This window comes from Sphingobium sp. FG58, assembly GCF_057809055.1.
Genome location: NZ_JBMDJF010000003.1, coordinates 166,549 through 186,516 on the forward strand (window position 1 = coordinate 166,549; position 19,968 = coordinate 186,516).

A 19,968-nucleotide genomic window follows, 5' to 3' on the forward strand; every position below is an offset into this window, starting at 1 on the left:
CTTGACCCGGCATCCCGCTATTCTTCGCAAACGCCAGAGAAGAAGCGGGACCCCGGATCAAGTCCGGGGTGACGAAGGTGGGTGTGTCAGCTATTGGCCATAAGCCAAGCCCGGCGCTGACGCTCCCTCTCACTCCACCGTCACACTCTTCGCCAAATTCCGTGGCTGGTCCACATCGGTCCCCTTGGCCACCGCGACATGATAGGCCAGTAACTGCACCGGCACCGCATAGACCAACGGCGCGATCAGGGGATGCACCTTGGGCATCTCGATCGTCGCCATGCAGCCCTCGCCCGCCAGAGCAATGCCTTCCGCGTCGGAAATCAGCACCACCTTGCCGCCGCGCGCCTGCACTTCCTGCATATTGCTCACGGTTTTCTCGAACAGCGGGCCTGACGGCGCGATCACGATCACCGGCACCGCCTCGTCGATCAGCGCGATCGGGCCATGCTTCATCTCGCCCGCCGCATAGCCCTCGGCATGGATATAGCTGATTTCCTTGAGTTTCAGCGCCCCTTCCAGCGCCATAGGATAATCCGGCCCACGCCCCAGATACAGCACGTCGCGCGCCGGTGCGATCAGGTGCGCCATCGCCTCGATATCGCCATCATGGCCCAGCGCCTCGTTCATCGCGGCCGGCGCTTCGGACAGGTGCCAGACGATCTCGGCCTCCTCTTCCGGGGTCAGCAGCCCCTTGGCCCGCGCCAGATTGGCGGCCAGCGCGGCCAGCACCGCCAGCTGGCAAGTGAAAGCCTTGGTCGACGCCACGCCGATTTCCGGCCCGGCATGGGTCGGCAGCAACAGGTCAGCCTCGCGCGCCATCGAGCTGGTCGGCACATTGACCACCACCGCGATGATCTGGTCCGCCGCCTTGGCATGGCGCAGCGCCGCCAGCGTATCCGCTGTCTCGCCCGACTGGCTGATGAACAAGGCGAGACCGCCCTTCTCCAGCACCGGGTCGCGATAGCGGAACTCGCTCGCCACATCGATGTCCACTGGCACGCGCGCGAATTTCTCGAACCAATATTTGGCAACCATCCCGGCATAGAAGCTGGTGCCGCAGGCGACGATGGTGATGCGCTTCACCGCGCCCAGATCGAAATCCATGTCCGGCATGGCGACTTCATTTTCCATCCGGCGCAGATAGGCGCGCAGCGTCTGGGCGACCACGACCGGCTGCTCGTAAATCTCCTTCTGCATGAAGTGACGATGATTGCCCTTGTCGATCATCGCCCCCGACACGCCGGACAGGGTCACCGGCCGCTCGACCGGCTGATTATCCTTGTCGAAAATCTCCGCGCCGTCCTTCGTGATGACGACCCAGTCGCCCTCTTCCAGATAGGCGATCTTCTGCGTCAGCGGCGCCAGCGCCAAGGCATCCGACCCCAAATAGGTCTCGCCATCGCCATAACCCACCACCAAAGGCGACCCCAGCCGCGCGCCAATCAGCATGTCGGGATGGCTGCGGAACAAGATCGCCAGCGCAAACGCCCCGTGCAGGCGCGGTAGCACCTTTGCCACCGCCTCCTTGGGTGACGCGCCCTGCTCCACCAACTCGCTCACCAGATGGGCGACCACCTCGGTATCGGTCTGGCTGTCGAAGATGCGGCCCCGCGCCATCAGTTCCGCGCGCAGCGGCTTGAAATTCTCGATAATCCCATTGTGGACCAGCGCCACTTCGCGCGTCGCATGGGGGTGCGCATTGCTGGTCGTCGGCGCGCCATGGGTCGCCCAGCGGGTATGGGCGATGCCGGTGGTGCCGGGCAGCGGCTCGTCGCGCAATTCGGTCACCAGATTGGCGAGTTTCCCTTCTGCCCGCCGCCGCTCGATCGCCCCGTCATGGACGGTCGCGACCCCCGCGCTGTCATAGCCGCGATATTCCAGCCGCTTGAGCCCATCGACCAGCCGCTCCGCCACGTCGCTATTGCTGATGATGCCAATGATGCCGCACATGTGCCGGGGGAGCCTTTCAGATTTGATAGGGAACGCGGATGCCCGGCATCTCTGCCGGAAAATCCTTAGTATTGCGTGTCACGAGAATGCGGCCGCGCAATTGTGCGGTGGCCAATATGATCGCGTCGGGCGACTTTAGCCGCGCGCGTTCACGGCGCAGCGCAGCCGCCCGATGCGATATCTCGTCATCGATTTCGTCCAGGCCGAACTGCCCCAGAAACATCAGCACATCGCGCACGGCCGATTCATTACCTTTGGACAATATCTCGATCCACGCCATGCGGCTGATCCACATGCGCGCGCCGCTGCCCGCTATACGCGAAATTTCGCGATGGGCCGGTTCATGATTCAAGAGGGCGTCGATGACGATATTGGCATCCAGACTGTAACCGCTCATGGGCGATTCTTTTGGTGCGTCTCGGCTGCTTTTTTCGTCAGCGCCACATAATGCGCCCGCTCCTTGTCATCCTCTTCCGTGAAATATTCAGGGGATGCCGCGCGGACTTCATCATAATCATCGTCCCACGGCCGGGTCCATTCCGCCCGCCGCGCACGATCATATTCGTGGGGATCGACCGACACGCCATGCCGTGCCCACGCGCCAAAGCCCTGCTCCAGTGAATTTTTCGACGTTTGCGGTCGATAGGCCGACACCGCCTCCCGCAACACAGCCGCCCGCGACTTGCCCTGTTCGCGGGCAAGCTGGTCCAGCCATTTGACGTCATCGTCGGGTATGTCAGCCAGAAAACGCATGATGATATTCTGATATCATATCATGATATCAAGTCAAGACACTGCGCAATCGCTTTTATATGTCTAACTCACTGTCGGCTTTATCCTGATCAGCCAGATATCGGGCGGCGCCAGCATCCGAATCGGCAATCCGCTGGTGCCGACGCCAGCCGCCACGATCATCGTCTTGGCCCCGTCGCGATACAGGCCACAGGCATAGCGCGTGCCATATTTCGACGGCACATAGACGACCCCGGCAAAGGGCAGCGCCACCTGCCCGCAATGGGTATGCCCCACCAGCGTCAGCGACGGCACGTCCGGCAGAGCGGGGAACACATCCGGCCCATGCGACAGGATCAGCGGCGCGCCACCCACCCGCGCCATCGCCGCCAGCGTATCGGGCAGGTCGGGCCTGCGCGTGTAGATGTCCTGCAACCCGCCGATCACCAGCGGCCCGCGCCGCACCACGCCATCCTGCAACAGGGTGATGCCCAGCCGCGCAAAAGCCGCTGCCCAGTCCCGACCGCTCAGCGCAACCCGGTTCAGCTTGCTGCGACTGTCATGATTGCCCAGCACCGCCACCACGCCCAGCGGCGCGCGCAAACCTGCAAACGGCGCAATACTCGCCCGCGCATCATAGGTCGCGCCGCCCTTGGCATCGCCGATATAGTCCCCGCCCAGCAGGATGAGGTCAGGCTTCAGTGCATTGATCTGCGCCACGATCCGCGCCATCCGCGCCGGGCTATTGTCCGGCCCCGACAAATGCGTGTCGGTCAGCAGCGCGACCGTAATCGGATTACGCGGCGCATCCACCGGGAAAGGCAGCGCAATCTCCGCCCGCCGCACCACCGGCATGCCGCTGGCGTTCATCACCAACCAAAGCGCAAAGCCCGCCACCATCAAAATCAGCGCCAGCGCCACCCGACCGATGCGGTGCCTCATCCCACAACGTGCTCCCGCGCAGGCGGGAGCCCAGTCCCACGCTCCGACCTAGGCTCCCGCCTGCGTGGGAGCACGCGGCCTTTTCTCACTTCGCCGCCTTCCGCGCCATCATCCGCGCCCGAAACCGCTTGGCCCACCCCGGCTTGCTCTCCTGCGCCGGCCGCACCAGGCACAGCGCATCCGCCTCGACCGCCTTCGTCACCACGCTCCCCGCCGCGACGATCGCGCCCGCGCCGATCGACACCGGCGCGACCAGCGCACTGTTCGACCCGACGAACGCCCCCGCGCCAATCTCGGTCTTATATTTGAAGAAGCCGTCATAGTTGCAGGTGATCGTCCCCGCGCCGATATTGGCCCCCGCCCCCACGCTGGCGTCGCCGATATAGGACAGGTGGTTGACCTTGGCCCCTTCGCCCAGCACCGCCTTCTTGATCTCGACGAAATTGCCGACCTTGGCCTTCACCCCGATCTGCGCGCCGGGCCGCAGCCGCGCATAGGGACCGATCGCCGCGCCGCTCTCCACGCTTGCCCCTTGCAGATGGGAAAAGGCGTGGATGACCACATCGTCCGCCACACTGACGCCCGGCCCAAACACGACGTTCGGCTCCACCACCACGTCACGGCCCAGCACCGTGTCATGCGCAAAGAACACCGTCTCCGGCGCAACCAAAGTCACCCCCTCGCGCATCGCCTCTACCCGGCGGCGCGCCTGCCACATCGCCTCCACGCCTGCCAGTTCGACCCGGCTGTTGACCCCCGCCACTTCCCAGGCTTCGGTCTCGATGACGGCGCTCGGCGCGCCCGGCAGCATGATGATGTCGGGCAGATAATATTCGCCAGCGGCATTGTCGTTGCCGATCTGGTCAAGCAGCACGAACAGGTCGGTCGATCGCACCGCCATCAGCCCGCTATTGCAAAGCGTCACCGCTCGCTCGGCTTCGCTGGCATCCTTATATTCGACCATCTTTTCGATGATCCCCTGCCCGTCGGCGATGATCCGGCCATAGGCGGCGGCGTCATCGGGGCGGAAGCCCAGCACCACCGCGCGCGGATCGTCCCCCCGGTTCAGCCGGTCGAGCATCGCCCGCATCGTCGCCCCGCTGACCAGCGGCACGTCGCCATAGAGGATCAGCACATCGCCCGCAAAACCCGCCAGCGCGTCATGCGCCTGCGCGACGGCATGGCCGGTGCCAAGCTGCCTGTCCTGCACCGCAATCACTGCGCCGGTGCCCGCCACCGCTGCCTCGACCTGTTCCCGCCCCGCGCCGACCACGACAACCTGCCGCTCCGGCTCCAGCGCGGCGACGCTCGCCAGCAGATGCAGCAGCATCGGACGCCCAGCGACCGGATGCAGCACCTTGTGCAGCGACGATTTCATGCGCGTACCCTGCCCGGCGGCAAGGATGATGACGGCAAGAGGACGGCTGGCGGTCACGATAAGGATGTCCCTCATAAATGGGTCTATGGCCCATGGCTCTGCCATGTTTGGCTTGCCTTTGCCACCGCGGTCGCGGCATGGCGCGGCCATGGCAAAAATTCCTTTCGATATTGTTGGCTTCGACCTCGACGGCACGCTGATCGACACCAGCGGAGACCTTGCCGCCGCGGTCAATCACGCCATCGCCACGATCGACCGTCCGCCCTTTCCGGTCGAAGCCATCCAGCCTTTCGTGGGCAAGGGTGCCAAGGTCATGCTGGAACGGGCGCTCGATGCGTCGGGTGGGTATGACGATGCGACACTGGCACAATTGCTGCCCATCCTGCTCGACTATTATCAGGCGAACCTCAGCGCTCATTCCGTCCCCTATCCCGGCCTGATCGCGGCGATGGACGCGCTGGCAGCGGCGGGCGTGAAACTCGCCATCTGCACCAACAAGGCGGAACGCTTCACCATTCCGCTGATCGAGCAACTTGGCCTCACGTCCCGTTTCGCCAGCATCGTCGGCGGCGACACGGTCGGCATCGCCAAGCCCGATCCCGCGCCGATCCACGCCATGATCGATCGCGCAGGCGGCGGCAGGGCGATCTTCATCGGCGACACGATCAACGACATAGCGGGCGCGCGCAATGCGGGCATCCCCAGCATCGCCGTCAGCTTCGGTTTTCTCGACGGCCCGGTCGAAAATCTCGCCGCCGACGCCGTCATCGACCATTTCGATGCACTGTTGCCCCTGCTCGAAAGCTGGCCCGCATGACCCTGCGGCTGGAGCAGGACGGCGCGATCGCCAACCTGTTGATCGACCGCCCAACCCGCCGCAACGCGATGACGCAGGCGATGTGGGAAAGCCTGCCAGCTCTGGTCGCACAGGCGATGGCAGACGACAATGTGCGCGTTCTGATCCTCGCCTCCGCCACCCCCGGCCTCTTCTGCGCCGGGGCCGACATCGGCGAATTTGCCAGTCATAGCGGCGAAGAAAGCTGCCGCATCGCCAATCAGGCAGCGATCCGCGCCAGCCAATATGCGCTTGCCCACGCGCCCAAGCCCGTCATCGCCGCGATCGACGGCGATTGCGTCGGCGGCGGTTGCGGCCTCGCCATCGCCTGTGACCTGCGCATCGCGGCCCCCACCGCACGATTGGGGATCACGCCCGCAAAGCTCGGCATCGTCTATTCGCTGTTCGACACCAAATTGCTGGTCGATCTGGTCGGCCCGGCCCGCGCCAAGCGCATCCTCTTCACCGGCGCGCTACACAATGCGGACGACGCCCTCGCCATCGGCCTGATCGACGAAATCGCCGCCGATCCCCTCGCCGCCGCGACCGCCCTGGCCCACACCATCGCCACCAACGCCCAGCACAGCGTCCGCGCGTCCAAGGCGATCATTCGCCGCATCTTGGACGGTCAGGCCGATGACGACGACACGACCCTCGCCATGTTCCGCGACGCCTTCACCCTGCCCGACTTTGCCGAGGGCGTAGCCGCGTTTCAGGCGAAGAGGCGGCCTGACTTTTAAGCCTGTATTCTCCCAGAAAGAAAAGGCCTCCGCAATGCGAAGGCCTTTTCTTATCGGTCGCTGACTGACCCAATCACATATGGATCGGCTTGCCGGTCACCGCCATCGCCGCTTCCTTGATCGCCTCGCTATGCGTGGGATGGGCGTGACAGGTATAGGCGATATCTTCGCTCGACGCGCCAAATTCCATGGCCTGCACCACCTGCGCGATCATCGTGCCAGCCGGGACCGCGATGATCCACACGCCCAGCACCTTGTCGGTTTCGGCGTCGGCGATGACCTTCACAAAGCCGTCCGGCTCGTGATTGGTCTTGGCGCGGCTGTTGGCCATCATCGGGAATTTGCCGACCTTGATCGGACCCTTCTCCTTGGCCTGTTCCTCGGTCAGCCCCACGCCCGCAATTTCGGGCTTGGTATAGACGACGCCGGGGATCAGGTCATGGTTCACGATGCCGGTCAGGCCCGCGATATTCTCCGCAACGGCAATGCCCTCATCCTCGGCCTTGTGCGCCAGCATCGGGCCGGGGATCACGTCGCCGATCGCCCAGACGCCCGGCACCTTGGTGCCGAACTCATGATCGGTTTCGATCTGGCCGCGCTTGTTCAGTTCCAGCCCGATCTTGTCGAGGCCGAGGCCTTCGGTATTGGCACGGCGGCCGATCGACACCAGCACCACGTCCGCCTCGATCGTTTCGGCCGCGCCGCCAGCGGCAGGCTCGACTGTCAGGGTCACGCCCTTCTTACCCGCCTTCGCGCCGGTGACCTTGGTGCTGAGCTTATATTCAAAGCCCTGCTTCTTGAAGATCTTGTTCGCTTCCTTGCGGATTTCGCCATCCATGCCGGGCAGGATCTGGTCGAGATATTCCACGACCGTGACCTTGGACCCCAGCCGACGCCACACGCTGCCGAGTTCCAGACCGATGACGCCGCCGCCGACCACGACCAGATGCCCCGGCACCTTGTCCAGTTCCAGCGCACCGGTCGAATCGACGATCTGACCGCCCGCATTATCGACCTCGACGCCTGGCAGCGGCATGACCGACGATCCGGTGGCGATGACGATATTTTTCGCCGTCACCGTCTCGCCACCAACCACGACCGTATTTGCGCCGGTGAAGCTGGCCAGACCCTTGAGCCAGGTCACCTTATTCTTCTTGAACAGAAATTCGATGCCGCCGGTCAGCCCCTTGACCGCGTCAATCCGCTGCCCCTGCATGGTGGGCAGGTCCAGGCTCATCTTGTCGATCTTGACGCCCAGCTTCGCCAGCGTGCCATTGGCCGCTTCGTCATAGAGTTCGGACGCATGGAGCAACGCCTTGGACGGGATGCAACCGACGTTAAGGCAGGTGCCGCCCAGCGTCTCGCGGCTTTCCGCACACGCCACCTTCAGGCCCAGCTGCGCCGCCCGGATCGCGGCGACATAGCCGCCTGGGCCAGCGCCGATCACCAGAACGTCATAATCATACTCGGCCATCGTTTTTCTTCCTCATAGTGTTCCTGCGAACGCAGGAACCCAGGGCGTCGTCAGAACAGCCTCTCGAACAAATCCCGCCACTGCGGATTTTCCCGTTCGATCAACTCGATCTTCCAGGCGCGCTTCCATTTCTTCATCTGCAGTTCGCGAAGCCTCGCTTCCTGCAAATCATCATATGACTCAAACCACACCAACATGGTGCAGCCATGTCGCTTCGTAAAGCCTTCAACCAATGCGTTGCGATGCTGATATGTCCGGCCAGCCAGATCGCTTGTAACCCCCAGATAGAGGGTGCCATTGCGCCGGCTGGCCATCAGATAGACATATCCCGCTTTCGTTGCATTTCTCCGCCCTGGGCTCCTGCGTTCGCAGGAGCACGTGGGAAATAAGCCTTACAGGTCGATCAGCAGACGGGTCGGATCCTCGATCGCATTCTTCACCGCGACCAGGAAGGTCACCGCCTCACGACCGTCGATCAGGCGATGGTCGTAGGACAGCGCCAGATACATCATCGGACGCACCACGACCTGCCCGTCACGCACGACCGGGCGGTCCTCGATGCGGTGAAGGCCCAACACCGCCGACTGGGGCGGGTTGATGATCGGGGTGGACATCAGGCTGCCGAACACGCCGCCGTTGGAGATGGTGAAGGTGCCGCCCTTCATATCTTCCATCGTCAGCTTGCCTTCCTTGGCCTTGCGGCCAAAGTCGCCAATCGTCTTTTCGATCGTCGCGACGCTCATGCTTTCGGCGTTGCGGATGACCGGGACGACCAGACCGGTCGGGGCCGAAACAGCGACCGAAATGTCGCAAAAGTCGTTATAGACGATCTCGTCGCCCTCGATCTGGCCGTTGACGCCCGGAATATCCTTCAGCGCCATGCAGACAGCCTTGGTGAAGAAGCCCATGAAGCCCAGACGGACGCCATGCTTCTTCTCGAACAGGTCCTTATATTTGGCCCGCGCCTCGATGACCGCACTCATGTCGACATCGTTGAAGGTGGTCAGCAGCGCTGCGTTGTTCTGCGCTTCCTTCAGCCGCTTGGCGACGGTCTGGCGCAGGCGGGTCATCTTGACCCGCTCCTGCGCGCGACCCGGACCGGCAGCCGGGGCAGCAGCGGCAGGCGCAGCCGTCACGGCCGTTGCGGCAGCCGCCTTGGCCGTGCCAGCCGCGACAGCCGCCGTCACGTCATCCTTGGTCAGGCGGCCGTCCTTGCCGGTGCCCTTGATCTTGCTGGGGTCCAGACCATGCTCCAGCACCAGGCGGCGCACGGCGGGCGACAGGGTCAGGTTTCCGCCATCATCATCGTCCGACGCCACAGGCGCAGGGGCCGAAGCGGCTGGCGCAGGCGCAGCGGCCTCCGCCTTGGCCGCTGGCGCAGCGGCAGGCGCGGCAGCAGCCGCAGCGCCTTCGTTGATCAGCGCCAGCAATGCGCCGACATTCACGGTCTCGCCTTCCTTGGCGATGATGTCGCCCAGCGTGCCTGCGACCGGCGCAGGCACATCGACCGCAACCTTGTCGGTTTCCAGGCTGACGATGGGTTCGTCGAGCGCGACGGCTTCACCGGGCTTTTTGAGCCACTGGCCCACGGTTGCTTCGGTAACGGATTCGCCCAGGGTAGGGACTTTGACTTCGGTGGCCATGAGCTTGTTCAGCCTTTCTTCTGGCGACGGATTTCGGTGCGGACGCTGTGACCCAGCGCATCGGCGACGAGGGCGCCCTGTTCGGCGACATGGCGTTTGGCGAGGCCCGTAGCGGGCGACGCCGACGCCTTGCGACCGGCATAGCGAGCGCGCATCGGCGCCTTGCCGGCACTCGCCAGCGCTTCCTCGATATAGGGTTCGACATGGAACCACGCGCCATTGTTGCGTGGTTCCTCCTGGCACCAGATCACTTCGGTCAGGTTGGTCATCCGCTTCAGACGGACGGCCAATGCGTCGGTCGGGAAGGGATAGAGCTGCTCGATGCGGACGATCTGGGTATTCTTGTCCCCAGCTGCATCGCGCGCCTCAATGAGGTCATAGGCGACCTTGCCCGAACAGAGCACCAGCCGCTTGGTTTCCGCGTCCGGCGCCGGATTGCTGTCCGACAGGATGCGCATGAAATGCGTGTCGCCCTGGAAATCCTGCGCCTGGCTCACCGCCAGCTTGTGCCGCAGCAGCGACTTGGGCGTCATGATGATCAATGGCTTGCGGAAAGGACGCAGCATCTGGCGGCGCAGGACGTGGAAATAATTGGCCGGCGTCGTGATGTTGGCGACCTGGATATTGCCTTCCGCGCAGAGTTGCAGGAAGCGTTCCAGACGCGCCGAACTATGTTCCGGCCCCTGCCCTTCATAGCCATGCGGCAACAGGCAGACGAGGCCGTTGGAGCGCAGCCACTTGGTTTCGGACGAGGCGATATACTGGTCGAAGATGATCTGCGCGCCATTGGCGAAATCGCCGAACTGCGCCTCCCACAGCACAAGGCTCTTGGGGTCGGCCAGCGCATAGCCATATTCGAAACCCAGCACGCCATATTCGGACAAGGGGCTATCCAGCACCTCGAACCGGCCATGCGGCACGGTCGACAGCGGGATATATTTCTTCTCCGTATTCTGGTCGACCCAGACCGAATGCCGCTGGCTGAACGTCCCACGCCCGGAGTCCTGCCCCGACAGACGCACGCCATAGCCTTCCGACAGGAGCGAGCCGAAGGCCAAAGCCTCGCCGGTCGCCCAATCGAAATTCGCGCCAGACTTGAACATCTCGGCCTTCGCATCCAGCACGCGCTGGAGCGTCTTGTGGACGACATGCCCCTCCGGCACGGTGGTCAGCGTCTTGCCCAGGCTGTCGAACAGCTTTGGCGCGATCGCCGACTCTACGCTCTGGCGGCTGGTTTCGGCGTCAGCAGGCTTGTGCAGCCCCGACCAGCGCCCGGCAAACCAGTCGGCCTTGTTGGCCTTGTAGCTTTTGGACGCCTCAAACTCTTCTTCCAGATGGTTTACGAAGTCGCCCGTGGCCTTGGTCACATAATCGTCGTCGACCACGCCCTGCGCCTTCAGGCGCGTGGCATAGACTTCGCTGACCGGGGGATGCTGGCGGATCTTCGCGTACATCAGCGGCTGGGTGAACGAAGGCTCGTCGCCCTCATTATGACCGAAGCGGCGATAGCACCACATGTCGATCACGATGTCGCGATGGAAGGTCTGGCGATATTCGACCGCCAGCTTGCAGGCAAAGGTCACCGCTTCGGGATCGTCGCCATTCACATGCAGGATCGGCGCCTGAACGCCCTTCGCCACGTCGGACGGATAGGGCGAGCCGCGCGAAAATTGCGGGCTGGTGGTGAAGCCGACCTGGTTGTTGACGATGAAGTGGATGCAGCCGCCGGTATTGTAACCGGCAACGCCGGAAAAGCCGAGGCATTCCCAGACGATACCCTGACCCGCAAAGGCCGCGTCGCCATGGATCAGCACCGGCAGGACCTGCTCATGCTTGCCCAGATCGTCGCGGAACGTCTGCTGCGCGCGCACCTTGCCCAGCACCACCGGATCGACGGTTTCAAGGTGCGAGGGGTTGGGGACCAGCGACATATGGACCTTGATCCCGTCAAATTCGCGGTCGGTCGATGTGCCGAGGTGATATTTGACGTCGCCCGAACCGCCGACATCTTCCGGGTTGGCCGTGCCGCCGGAAAATTCGTGGAAAATGACGCGGAAGCCCTTGGCCATCACATTGGCCAGCACGTTCAGGCGGCCGCGATGGGCCATGCCATAGACGATTTCGCGGATGCCCGACTGGCCGCCATATTTGATGACCGCTTCGAGCGCCGGGATCATGGACTCGCCACCATCCAGACCAAACCGCTTGGTGCCGACATATTTGCGGCCCAGGAATTTCTCATATTGCTCGCCCTGGATGACCTTGGCCAGGATCGCCTTCTTGCCTTCTGGCGTGAAGATGATTTCCTTGTCCTTGCCCTCCAGCCGGTCCTGCAGGAACTTGCGCTCCTCCACGTCGGCGATGTGCATATATTCCAGACCAACATTGCCGCAATAATTGGCGCGCAAAATGGCCACGATCTCGCTGACGGTCGCGAACTGAAGGCCCAGCGTCCCGCCCAGGAAAATCTTCTTATTCAGGTCGGTCAGACCATGATATTCCGGCGTCAGATCGGCCGGCAGGTCGCGCTGGGTCAGGCCAAGCGGATCGAGATTGGCGGCCAGATGACCGCGCACGCGATAGGTGCGGATCAGCATTTGCGCGCGGATGGCGTCCTCGGCCGCCTGTGCTATGTCGGCGTCCGACACCGGCTTGCCCGCGGACTTGGCGGCGGCCTTCACGGCCACCTGCATCTGCGTCGGGTCCAGCGCGCCGGTCAGTTCGTCCGTATCGGACAGCGGCCAGTTCGGGCGAGCCCAGCTTGGGCCTTGCTCGACTTCAAAATCCTGGTTCTCGTAACCCATCATCATATCCCATCCGTGCCGCGTGCAGTCGCGGTCGGGCAAAGGACGGCCGGGGTGCAGCCCGGCCGCCTTACAGGCTTGCTTAGCCCTTCAGCACTTCCAGCAGGGTCGTACCCAGCTCGGACGGGCTGGCAGCGACCTTGATGCCCGCGGCTTCCATCGCCGCGATCTTGCTTTCCGCGTCGCCCTTGCCACCCGACACGATCGCGCCGGCATGACCCATGCGACGGCCCGGAGGCGCCGTGCGACCGGCGATGAAGCCGGCCATCGGCTTCTTTCGGCCACGCTTGGCCTCGTCGATCAAGAACTGCGCCGCCTGTTCTTCCGCGTCGCCGCCGATTTCACCGATCATGATGATCGATTCGGTGGCGTCGTCGGCCAGGAACAGCTCCAGTACGTCGATGAAGTTGGTGCCGTTGACCGGATCGCCGCCGATGCCGACCGCGGTGGTCTGGCCCAGGCCAGCGTTCGAGGTCTGGAACACTGCTTCATAGGTCAGTGTGCCGGAACGCGAGACGACGCCGACGCTGCCCGCCTTGAAGATGGAACCGGGCATGATGCCGATCTTGCATTCATTGGGGGTTAGCACGCCGGGGCAGTTCGGGCCGATGAGGCGCGACTTGCTGCCCGACAGAGCGCGCTTCACGCGGACCATGTCGAGGACGGGGATGCCTTCGGTGATGCAGATGATCAGCGGGATTTCCGCGTCGATCGCTTCCAGGATCGAATCAGCCGCAAATGGTGGCGGCACATAGACGACCGACGCATCCGCGCCGGTCTTGGTCTTGGCTTCCAGCACCGTGTCGAACATGGGCAGGCCGATATGGGTTTGACCACCCTTGCCCGGCGTGACGCCCGCAACCATCTGGGTGCCATAGGCGAGCGCCTGTTCGGTGTGGAAGGTGCCGGTGGCACCGGTCATACCCTGGGTGATGACCTTGGTGTTCTTGTTCACCAGAATGGACATGCGTGTCCCTTTATATTCCGTGGACGTGGCACTTGGTCGAAGGCGTCCCGTTCCAGGCTGCGCACTTACCTGGAACGAAACGGTGCAGCTCTAAAGGCTCAGGCGAGCGAAGAATCGATCGCCTTGCAAGCGTCCAGCAGCTCCTTGACCGCATCGACCGACACGGTGAGGTTCGCCTTGGCTTCGTCGTTCAGCTCGATCTCGATGACCTGCTCGACGCCATTCTTGCCGATGATGACCGGCACGCCGACATAGAGATTGTCGACGCCATACTGACCCGTCAGGTTGGCGGCGCAGGGCAGCAGGCGCTTCTTGTCGCCCAGATAGGATTCGGCCATCGCGATCGCGCTGGTTGCGGGCGCATAGAAAGCCGAACCGGTCTTGAGCAGCGCAACAATCTCGCCGCCGCCCGAACGGGTGCGCTGCACGATCGCGTCGATGCGCTCCTGGGTCGAACGGCCCTGCTTGATCAGGTCAGGGACAGGGATGCCCGCGACGGTCGAATATTCGATGACCGGGACCATCGTGTCGCCATGACCACCCAGCACGAAGCTGGTGACGTCCTTGGCCGACACGTTGAATTCTTCGGCCAGGAAATGGTTGAAGCGCGAGCTGTCCAATACGCCAGCCATGCCGACGACCTTGTTGTGCGGCAGGCCCGAAAATTCGCGCAGCGCCCACACCATCGCGTCGAGCGGATTGGTGATGCAGATGACGAAAGCGTCGGGCGCGTTGGCGGCAATGCCCTCGCCCACTGCCTTCATGACCTTCAGGTTGATGCCCAACAGGTCGTCGCGGCTCATGCCCGGCTTGCGCGCGACACCGGCGGTGACGATGATGACGTCCGCGCCCGCAATATCGGCATAATCATTGGAACCGGTGATCTTGGCATCGAAGCCTTCGACCGACGCGCACTGCGACAGGTCGAGCGCCTTGCCCTGGGGCACGCCTTCCACGACGTCGAACAGGACGATGTCGCCCAGACCCTTTAGAGCCGCGAGATGCGCGAGCGTGCCGCCAATATTACCAGCGCCAATGAGCGCTATCTTGTTACGGGCCATATGTCTGTCATCCTCCAAGACGTGAATTCTGGAATTGATGGCCCGCTTAAGCCGATAAGGCAGGGGTTTCAACTAACAAAGACCGTAGAATCAAATTATCTTTGCAATTCATTCGCAATTGCGTTAAGCGACTGCAACACCCTGTCGCTCCCGGCTCCTACCCTGGCCGCCGAGCTGTCCCTGCAGCGGTATCCTGCCGGATGCTTTCCCCATGGAAAGCATCCGGTCTGTTTTTCCCGGTTTTCAGCAAGAAGATTGCGCCGTGATGACGGCGCCGCACGGCAGGATGTTTCCTGGCGCGCCGCCTATTTGGGGCCGTGGCCCAGCGCCAGATAATCGTCCGACTGCATTTCCATCAGCCGCGACACGGTCCGCTCAAATTCGAACGCACCATCGCCCTCCGGGTAGAGCCGGGCAGGTTCAGCATCGGCGGATGCCAGCAATTTGACCTTATATTCGTAGAGCGAGTCGATCAGCGTCACGAAGCGCGCCGCCTCGTTGCGGTTCTCCGGTCCCAGCACCGGGATGCCGACGATGATGATCGTATGATATTTGCGCGCGATCGCCAGATAGTCGGGCGCGCCCCGCGCTTCCGCACAGAGACGCTTGAAGGAAAAGACCGCCACCCCCTTCAGGCTCTTTGGCACATGCAGCGTGCGGCCACCCTGCACCTTGATATCCTCTGACGGCACATGCGCGCGGTCGGACGGGGGATAATCGGTCAGGCGGAAGAAAGCGGTGCTGAGCGCTTGCGTCGCCGCGTCGCCATTGGGACAATGCCACAGCGTCGCGTCGCCCAGCCGGTCGCGGCGATAGTCGGTCGGGCCGTTCAACGTCAGCACGTCCAGCCGATCCTTGATCAGGTCGATAAAGGGCAGGAAAAGCTGGCGGTTGAGGCCATTCTTATAGAGTTCGTCTGGTTCGCGGTTGGAGGTGGTGACGATCGTCACGCGCCTTTCCAGCAGCCCGGTGAACAGCCGCGACATGATCGCCGCGTCGGCCATATTATTGACGACCATCTCGTCAAAGCAGAGCAACCGCGCTTCGTCGGCCAGCGACTCCACCACCGGCGGGATCGGATCGCCCTTCTCCGACTTGCGCGCCTCGGCGAGCCGGGCATGGACGTCGAGCATGAATTCATGGAAATGCGCGCGCTTCTTGCGCTGGATCTTCACCGTGTCGAAGAACAGGTCCATCAGCATCGACTTGCCGCGCCCGACCCCGCCCCACATATAGAGGCCGCGCGGCGGCTCAGGTGCCTTGCGCAACAATTTCCACAGCGTCGAACCGCGCGCAGGCACCGCTTCCAGTTCCTGCTGCAAGGCGTCAAGCCGCAGCGCCGCGGCGCGCTGATCGGGATCGGCGCGCAATTCGCCCGCCACGATCAGCGCCTCATATCGGGCAATCACCCCTGTCACTTGGGTGCAGGCACCTTGCGCAGCGTCGCAGTCGATGCCGCGATCAGGCCATCCCCCTGCGCGATCGTCATTCGCAGGAACATCATCTTGCCGGTTTCCTTGAGCAGTTCGACATCGGCGATCATCGCCACGCCAACCTTGCCCAGGCCCAGATATTGCATCGACAGGTCGATCGTCAGCGCACCCATCTGATCCTTGCGCCCCATCGCCCACAGTGCGATGAAATAGGCGTGGTCGGCAAAGCCTGCCGCAAAACCACCGTGCAGATTGCCATAGCGGTTCATGTGCAGCGGCTGCACTTCCAGCGCGATCTGCGCCCGACCCGCAGCATCGCTGCGCGCAAAGCCGCTGCCGATGACCGACAGGAAATTGTCCACGTCAGGCTCACCCCAACGTTGCCAGCCGCTCCAGTCCTCCGCCGGTGCGGCGGAGGCGATCGTCCCTGTTCCGCTCACGACAATCAGAGCTGCCGCTCGACCATCATCTTCTTGGTTTCGGCAATCGCCTTGGCCGGGGACAGACCCTTGGGGCAGACATTGGCGCAGTTCATGATGGTGTGGCAGCGATAGAGCCGGAAGGGATCTTCCAGCTCGTCCAGCCGATCACCGGTATATTCGTCGCGGCTGTCCGCCAGCCAGCGATAGGCCTGCAACAGGATCGCCGGACCCAGGAACTTGTCCGAATTCCACCAGTAGGACGGGCAACTGGTCGAGCAGCAGGCGCACAGGATGCACTCATAAAGGCCATCCAGCTTCTCGCGGTCGGCGGGCGACTGGAGCCGCTCCTTGCCCGACGGTGGCGGCGACACGGTCTTGAGCCAGGGCTGGATCGAATTATACTGCGCGTAGAAATGGGTGAAATCGGGGACCAGATCCTTGATCACGTCCATATGCGGCAGCGGGGTGATCCGCACATCCTTGCCCGAACATTCCTCGATCGCGGTGGTGCAGGCCAGGCCGTTCTTGCCGTTCATGTTCATCGAACAGCTACCGCAAATGCCTTCGCGGCACGAGCGGCGGAAAGTCAGCGTCGGATCATATTCATTCTTGATCTTGATCAGCGCGTCCAGAACCATCGGCCCGCAATTGTCGAGGTCGATCTCATAGGTGTCGTAACGCGGGTTCTGCCCGGAGTCGGGATCATAGCGATAGACCTTGAAGCTGCGCACCTTCGTCGCACCTGCGGGCGCGGGGTGGGTTACCCCCTTGCCGCTGATCTTGCTGTTCTTGGGCAACGCAAATTCGGCCATCGCTCGTCGAGCCTCTTTCAGAGTGTCGTTCGGTCGCGGCCCGCATAACAAAAAATAAGCAAAGGTCCAGCACCTACAAAAGGGAAACGCGCCACCGCCCTTGCATCTGCCCCGGCATCGCCGCTAGGCGACAGGCCCTGTGGGAGCGTTTGTGACCTGATGGATATCGCCTTTCTCGCCATTGCCGAAGCGCAACAGCTCTACCACTGGCTGCCCGCCGCGCTGGCGCTGGCGCGTCGCCCCGGCGTGCGGGTCAGCATCCTCTCACCCTCCGACCAGATATTGGCGCTGGTCGCCAGCTATGACCCCGAAAAACGGCTGATCCCGGTGCGTTTGCGCCGCCCGCCCGGCCGGGCTGACTCGCTGTTCCGCCAGCCCTCGCGGCTCGCCACCCTGCTGCTCAACTACCCAACCATTGCCCGTTTCCCCGTGTTGGTGACGACCGAGATTTCGACCGCCTGGGCGCGCCGCGTCCCCGGTTTTTCCTCTCGCCTCATCCTCATCAAACATGGCGCAGGCGACCGCGAAGGCGGCTACAAGAAACGCCATGCCGATTTCGACCTGACGCTTGTCGCAGGCGAAAAGGACCGCCGTCGCCTCATCGACCGCGGCCTTTGCACGCCCGATACCGTCGCAGTCGGCGGCTATCCCAAGTTCGAGCTGAAGGCGCCCCGCCAGCGATTCTTCGACAATGACTGGCCGGTGCTGCTCTATAATCCGCATTTCGACCCAAAGCTTTCCTCATGGGTCATCCATGGTCCGGCGGTGCTGGCCGCGCTGGAGGCGCTGACCGGCTGGAACGTCATCATTGCCCCCCACACCAAGCTGGCGCGCGCCGTCCCGCCCATCGTCACGTCGGCCCCACATATCCGCGTCGACATGGGTAGCCGTCACTCGATCGACATGAGCTATACGATGAGCGCCGACGTCTATCTCGGCGACGTGTCCAGCCAGGTCTATGAGTTCCTGATCCAGCCGCGCCCGTGCATCTTCCTCAATCTCGACCGGCGCGATGCCAGCAGCGAAGCCTTCGCGCACTGGAGGCTCGGCCAGCTGATCGAGAGCGCCGACGCCCTGCCTGCAGCCCTCGCCCGCGCCGCAGACTTGCAACCGGGCTTCGTTGCTGCTCAGGAAGCGGCCATGCGCGATTCCATCGACCTTTCCCCCATCCCCGCGTCCCAGCGGCAGGCCGACCTCATCCTGAACTTCGCGAAGCGCCCAAAGGACTCATAACGCCATGAGCCAGACCCTCACCACCACTCTTGGCCCCGTCCGCCTGATCGGCGACAATGCGACGCCGATCTGGGGCATGACCAATGCCGAGCGCAGCCGCCGCATGGCGGAAAGCGCCGCGAAGAATGGCAGCGCGCTGGCGGCGGGCCACGAACTGCTGTTCAACCTGACCTACGCCTTCGATCCGCTGCTGCTGCGCCTCGCGCTCGAAACGCCCGGCACCCTGTTCGTCTGGGGCGACGCGCCGATCGTCGGCCAGGTGCCGCAGGGCGTCGATCCGCTGACCGCGCCGCACGTCATCGACCTGTCGGACGGTCGCACCCTCTACAACCGCCAGCTGCGCAAGCTGGAACAGCCGATGGTGCGCGAACTGACCCCCACGACCCGGCGGGCGATCGAGCGGCAAAGCTATTTCGGCGCCTATAAGGGCGTCACCGACCTGCTCACCAAATATCTCTGGCCCGAACTGGCGCTGGTGCTGACCCGCGTCGCCGCGCAGTTGCGCATGACCCCAAACATGGTCTCGGTGATCGGCGTCACCCTCTGCTTGGCTGCGACCTGGTTGTTCGCGCAGGGCATGTACTGGACCGGCTTCCTTTCCGGCTTCATCTTCATGGTGCTGGATACGGTGGACGGCAAACTCGCCCGCTGCACCATCACCTCGTCCAAATGGGGCAATGTGATCGACCATGGCGTCGATCTGGTCCACCCGCCCTTCTGGTGGTATTTCTGGGGGACGGGGCTGGTCTATTGGGGGCTGGCGCTGTCGACCCAGACCTTCGCGCTGGTCATGGCGGCGGTGATTGCAGGCTATGTGCTGCAACGGCTGATCGAGGGGATGTTCCTCAAGGATTTCGGCATGGACATCCATGTCTGGCAGCGCTTCGACAGCCAGTTCCGCCTGATCACCGCGCGGCGCAATCCCAATATGGTCATACTGTTCGTGTCGCTGCTGTTCGCCCGCCCCGACATCGGCCTGATCGCACTGGCCTGGTGGACGATCATCTCGCTGGTCGTCCACGCCGTGCGGCTGGCGCAGGCCTATGCCGTCAAGCGATCCGGCCAGCCGATCGTCAGCTGGATGGAGCAGACCCAGCCATGAACCCCACGATCGAGAAATTCGGCTGGCCCGCCACGCTGATCGCGGAGTTCACCCACTGGGTCGTGCTGCTCCGCCCGGCCCAGCCGACACTGGGGTCGCTGATCCTGGCGGCGAAAAGCGACGCGACGGCGTTCGGTGACCTGCCTGGCGACGCCCATGCCGAACTCAAGACAGTCACCGCGACGATCGAGGCAACTTTGGCCAAGGCGGTAGACTATGCGAAGATCAACTATCTGATGCTGATGATGGTCGACCCCCACGTCCATTTCCACGTCATCCCCCGCTATGAGGGGACACGCAGCGCCGCGGGTGTGACCGTGGCGGATGCGGGGTGGCCGGGGCAGCCGGACCTTGGGTCTGCGGTCAAGCTGGACAGTGAGCTGGACAATGTAAAAGCGTGGCTGAAAAATCATTTCGATAGCGAAATGATATAGCCG

At 63.2% G+C, this 19,968-nt stretch carries 19 protein-coding genes; 5 read left to right on the forward strand and 14 right to left on the reverse strand.

The features are described 5' to 3' along the window. Window positions 1-129 precede the first annotated feature (129 nt). From glmS to glmU, 5 genes are all read right to left on the reverse strand, one after another. Window positions 130-1,953 carry a glutamine--fructose-6-phosphate transaminase (isomerizing) gene (gene glmS, locus ACODR8_RS05550; RefSeq protein ID WP_489006319.1) on the reverse strand — a complete coding sequence of 608 codons (1,824 nt, stop codon included), beginning with the start codon at window positions 1,951-1,953 and terminating at the stop codon, window positions 130-132. Between the two features lie 16 nt (window positions 1,954-1,969). Then, window positions 1,970-2,350 carry a PIN domain-containing protein gene (locus tag ACODR8_RS05555; RefSeq protein ID WP_489006320.1) on the reverse strand — a complete coding sequence of 127 codons (381 nt, stop codon included), beginning with the start codon at window positions 2,348-2,350 and terminating at the stop codon, window positions 1,970-1,972. Beyond that, window positions 2,347-2,706: a ribbon-helix-helix domain-containing protein gene (locus tag ACODR8_RS05560; protein ID WP_489006321.1), complete on the reverse strand. Its 360-nt coding sequence runs from the start codon at window positions 2,704-2,706 to the stop codon at window positions 2,347-2,349. The genes ACODR8_RS05555 and ACODR8_RS05560 overlap by 4 nt, the downstream gene beginning before the upstream one ends. Before the next feature lie 63 nt (window positions 2,707-2,769). Beyond that, window positions 2,770-3,627 carry a metallophosphoesterase gene (locus tag ACODR8_RS05565; RefSeq protein ID WP_489006322.1) on the reverse strand — a complete coding sequence of 286 codons (858 nt, stop codon included), beginning with the start codon at window positions 3,625-3,627 and terminating at the stop codon, window positions 2,770-2,772. 85 nt (window positions 3,628-3,712) lie between these two features. Next, window positions 3,713-5,005, reverse strand: a complete 1,293-nt coding sequence (gene glmU, locus ACODR8_RS05570; protein ID WP_489006486.1) for a bifunctional UDP-N-acetylglucosamine diphosphorylase/glucosamine-1-phosphate N-acetyltransferase GlmU — start codon at window positions 5,003-5,005, stop codon at window positions 3,713-3,715. A 148-nt stretch (window positions 5,006-5,153) separates the two neighbouring features. On the opposite strand from glmU, the gene gph reads away from it, so the two are divergent. Next, window positions 5,154-5,822 (forward strand): phosphoglycolate phosphatase, encoded by a 669-nt coding sequence (gph, locus tag ACODR8_RS05575; RefSeq protein WP_489006323.1) that lies wholly within the window; start codon window positions 5,154-5,156, stop codon window positions 5,820-5,822. Further along, on the forward strand, window positions 5,819-6,580 hold the full coding sequence (locus ACODR8_RS05580; protein ID WP_489006324.1) for an enoyl-CoA hydratase/isomerase family protein: 762 nt from the start codon (window positions 5,819-5,821) through the stop codon (window positions 6,578-6,580). The genes gph and ACODR8_RS05580 overlap by 4 nt, the downstream gene beginning before the upstream one ends. Window positions 6,581-6,653: 73 nt before the next feature. Here the strand turns inward: ACODR8_RS05580 and lpdA are convergent, their stop codons facing one another. From lpdA to ACODR8_RS05625, 9 genes are all read right to left on the reverse strand, one after another. Continuing rightward, complete coding sequence (lpdA, locus tag ACODR8_RS05585; RefSeq protein WP_489006325.1) at window positions 6,654-8,054, reverse strand: dihydrolipoyl dehydrogenase; 1,401 nt, start codon at window positions 8,052-8,054, stop codon at window positions 6,654-6,656. Window positions 8,055-8,104: 50 nt separating this feature from the next. Next, window positions 8,105-8,368, reverse strand: coding sequence for a GIY-YIG nuclease family protein (locus ACODR8_RS05590; RefSeq protein WP_489006326.1), 264 nt, complete (start codon window positions 8,366-8,368; stop codon window positions 8,105-8,107). 78 nt (window positions 8,369-8,446) lie between these two features. Further along, window positions 8,447-9,697, reverse strand: coding sequence for a 2-oxoglutarate dehydrogenase complex dihydrolipoyllysine-residue succinyltransferase (gene odhB / locus ACODR8_RS05595; protein ID WP_489006327.1), 1,251 nt, complete (start codon window positions 9,695-9,697; stop codon window positions 8,447-8,449). A gap of 8 nt (window positions 9,698-9,705) precedes the next feature. Beyond that, window positions 9,706-12,501: a 2-oxoglutarate dehydrogenase E1 component gene (locus ACODR8_RS05600; protein ID WP_489006487.1), complete on the reverse strand. Its 2,796-nt coding sequence runs from the start codon at window positions 12,499-12,501 to the stop codon at window positions 9,706-9,708. 82 nt (window positions 12,502-12,583) lie between these two features. Further along, the gene (gene sucD, locus ACODR8_RS05605; RefSeq protein ID WP_489006328.1) at window positions 12,584-13,468 is read right to left on the reverse strand and encodes a succinate--CoA ligase subunit alpha; all 885 of its coding nucleotides are present in this window, start codon (window positions 13,466-13,468) and stop codon (window positions 12,584-12,586) included. 98 nt (window positions 13,469-13,566) lie between these two features. Further along, on the reverse strand, window positions 13,567-14,529 hold the full coding sequence (mdh, locus tag ACODR8_RS05610; RefSeq protein WP_489006329.1) for a malate dehydrogenase: 963 nt from the start codon (window positions 14,527-14,529) through the stop codon (window positions 13,567-13,569). A gap of 305 nt (window positions 14,530-14,834) precedes the next feature. Next, entirely contained in the window at window positions 14,835-15,947 is a 1,113-nt protein-coding gene (gene zapE / locus ACODR8_RS05615) for a cell division protein ZapE (protein ID WP_489006330.1), read from the reverse strand. Beyond that, entirely contained in the window at window positions 15,944-16,402 is a 459-nt protein-coding gene (locus tag ACODR8_RS05620; protein ID WP_489006331.1) for a PaaI family thioesterase, read from the reverse strand. The genes zapE and ACODR8_RS05620 overlap by 4 nt, the downstream gene beginning before the upstream one ends. A gap of 5 nt (window positions 16,403-16,407) precedes the next feature. Further along, entirely contained in the window at window positions 16,408-17,196 is a 789-nt protein-coding gene (locus ACODR8_RS05625; protein ID WP_017182650.1) for a succinate dehydrogenase iron-sulfur subunit, read from the reverse strand. A 159-nt stretch (window positions 17,197-17,355) separates the two neighbouring features. Between ACODR8_RS05625 and ACODR8_RS05630 the strand changes: the two genes are divergently transcribed. The 3 genes from ACODR8_RS05630 to ACODR8_RS05640 are packed head-to-tail and all read left to right on the forward strand — an operon-like array spanning window position 17,356 to window position 19,965. Further along, on the forward strand, window positions 17,356-18,429 hold the full coding sequence (locus ACODR8_RS05630; RefSeq protein WP_489006332.1) for a glycosyl transferase: 1,074 nt from the start codon (window positions 17,356-17,358) through the stop codon (window positions 18,427-18,429). Window positions 18,430-18,433: 4 nt separating this feature from the next. Beyond that, complete coding sequence (locus ACODR8_RS05635; RefSeq protein WP_489006333.1) at window positions 18,434-19,531, forward strand: CDP-alcohol phosphatidyltransferase family protein; 1,098 nt, start codon at window positions 18,434-18,436, stop codon at window positions 19,529-19,531. Then, on the forward strand, window positions 19,528-19,965 hold the full coding sequence (locus tag ACODR8_RS05640) for an HIT family protein (RefSeq protein ID WP_489006334.1): 438 nt from the start codon (window positions 19,528-19,530) through the stop codon (window positions 19,963-19,965). The genes ACODR8_RS05635 and ACODR8_RS05640 overlap by 4 nt, the downstream gene beginning before the upstream one ends. Window positions 19,966-19,968: the final 3 nt, after the last annotated feature.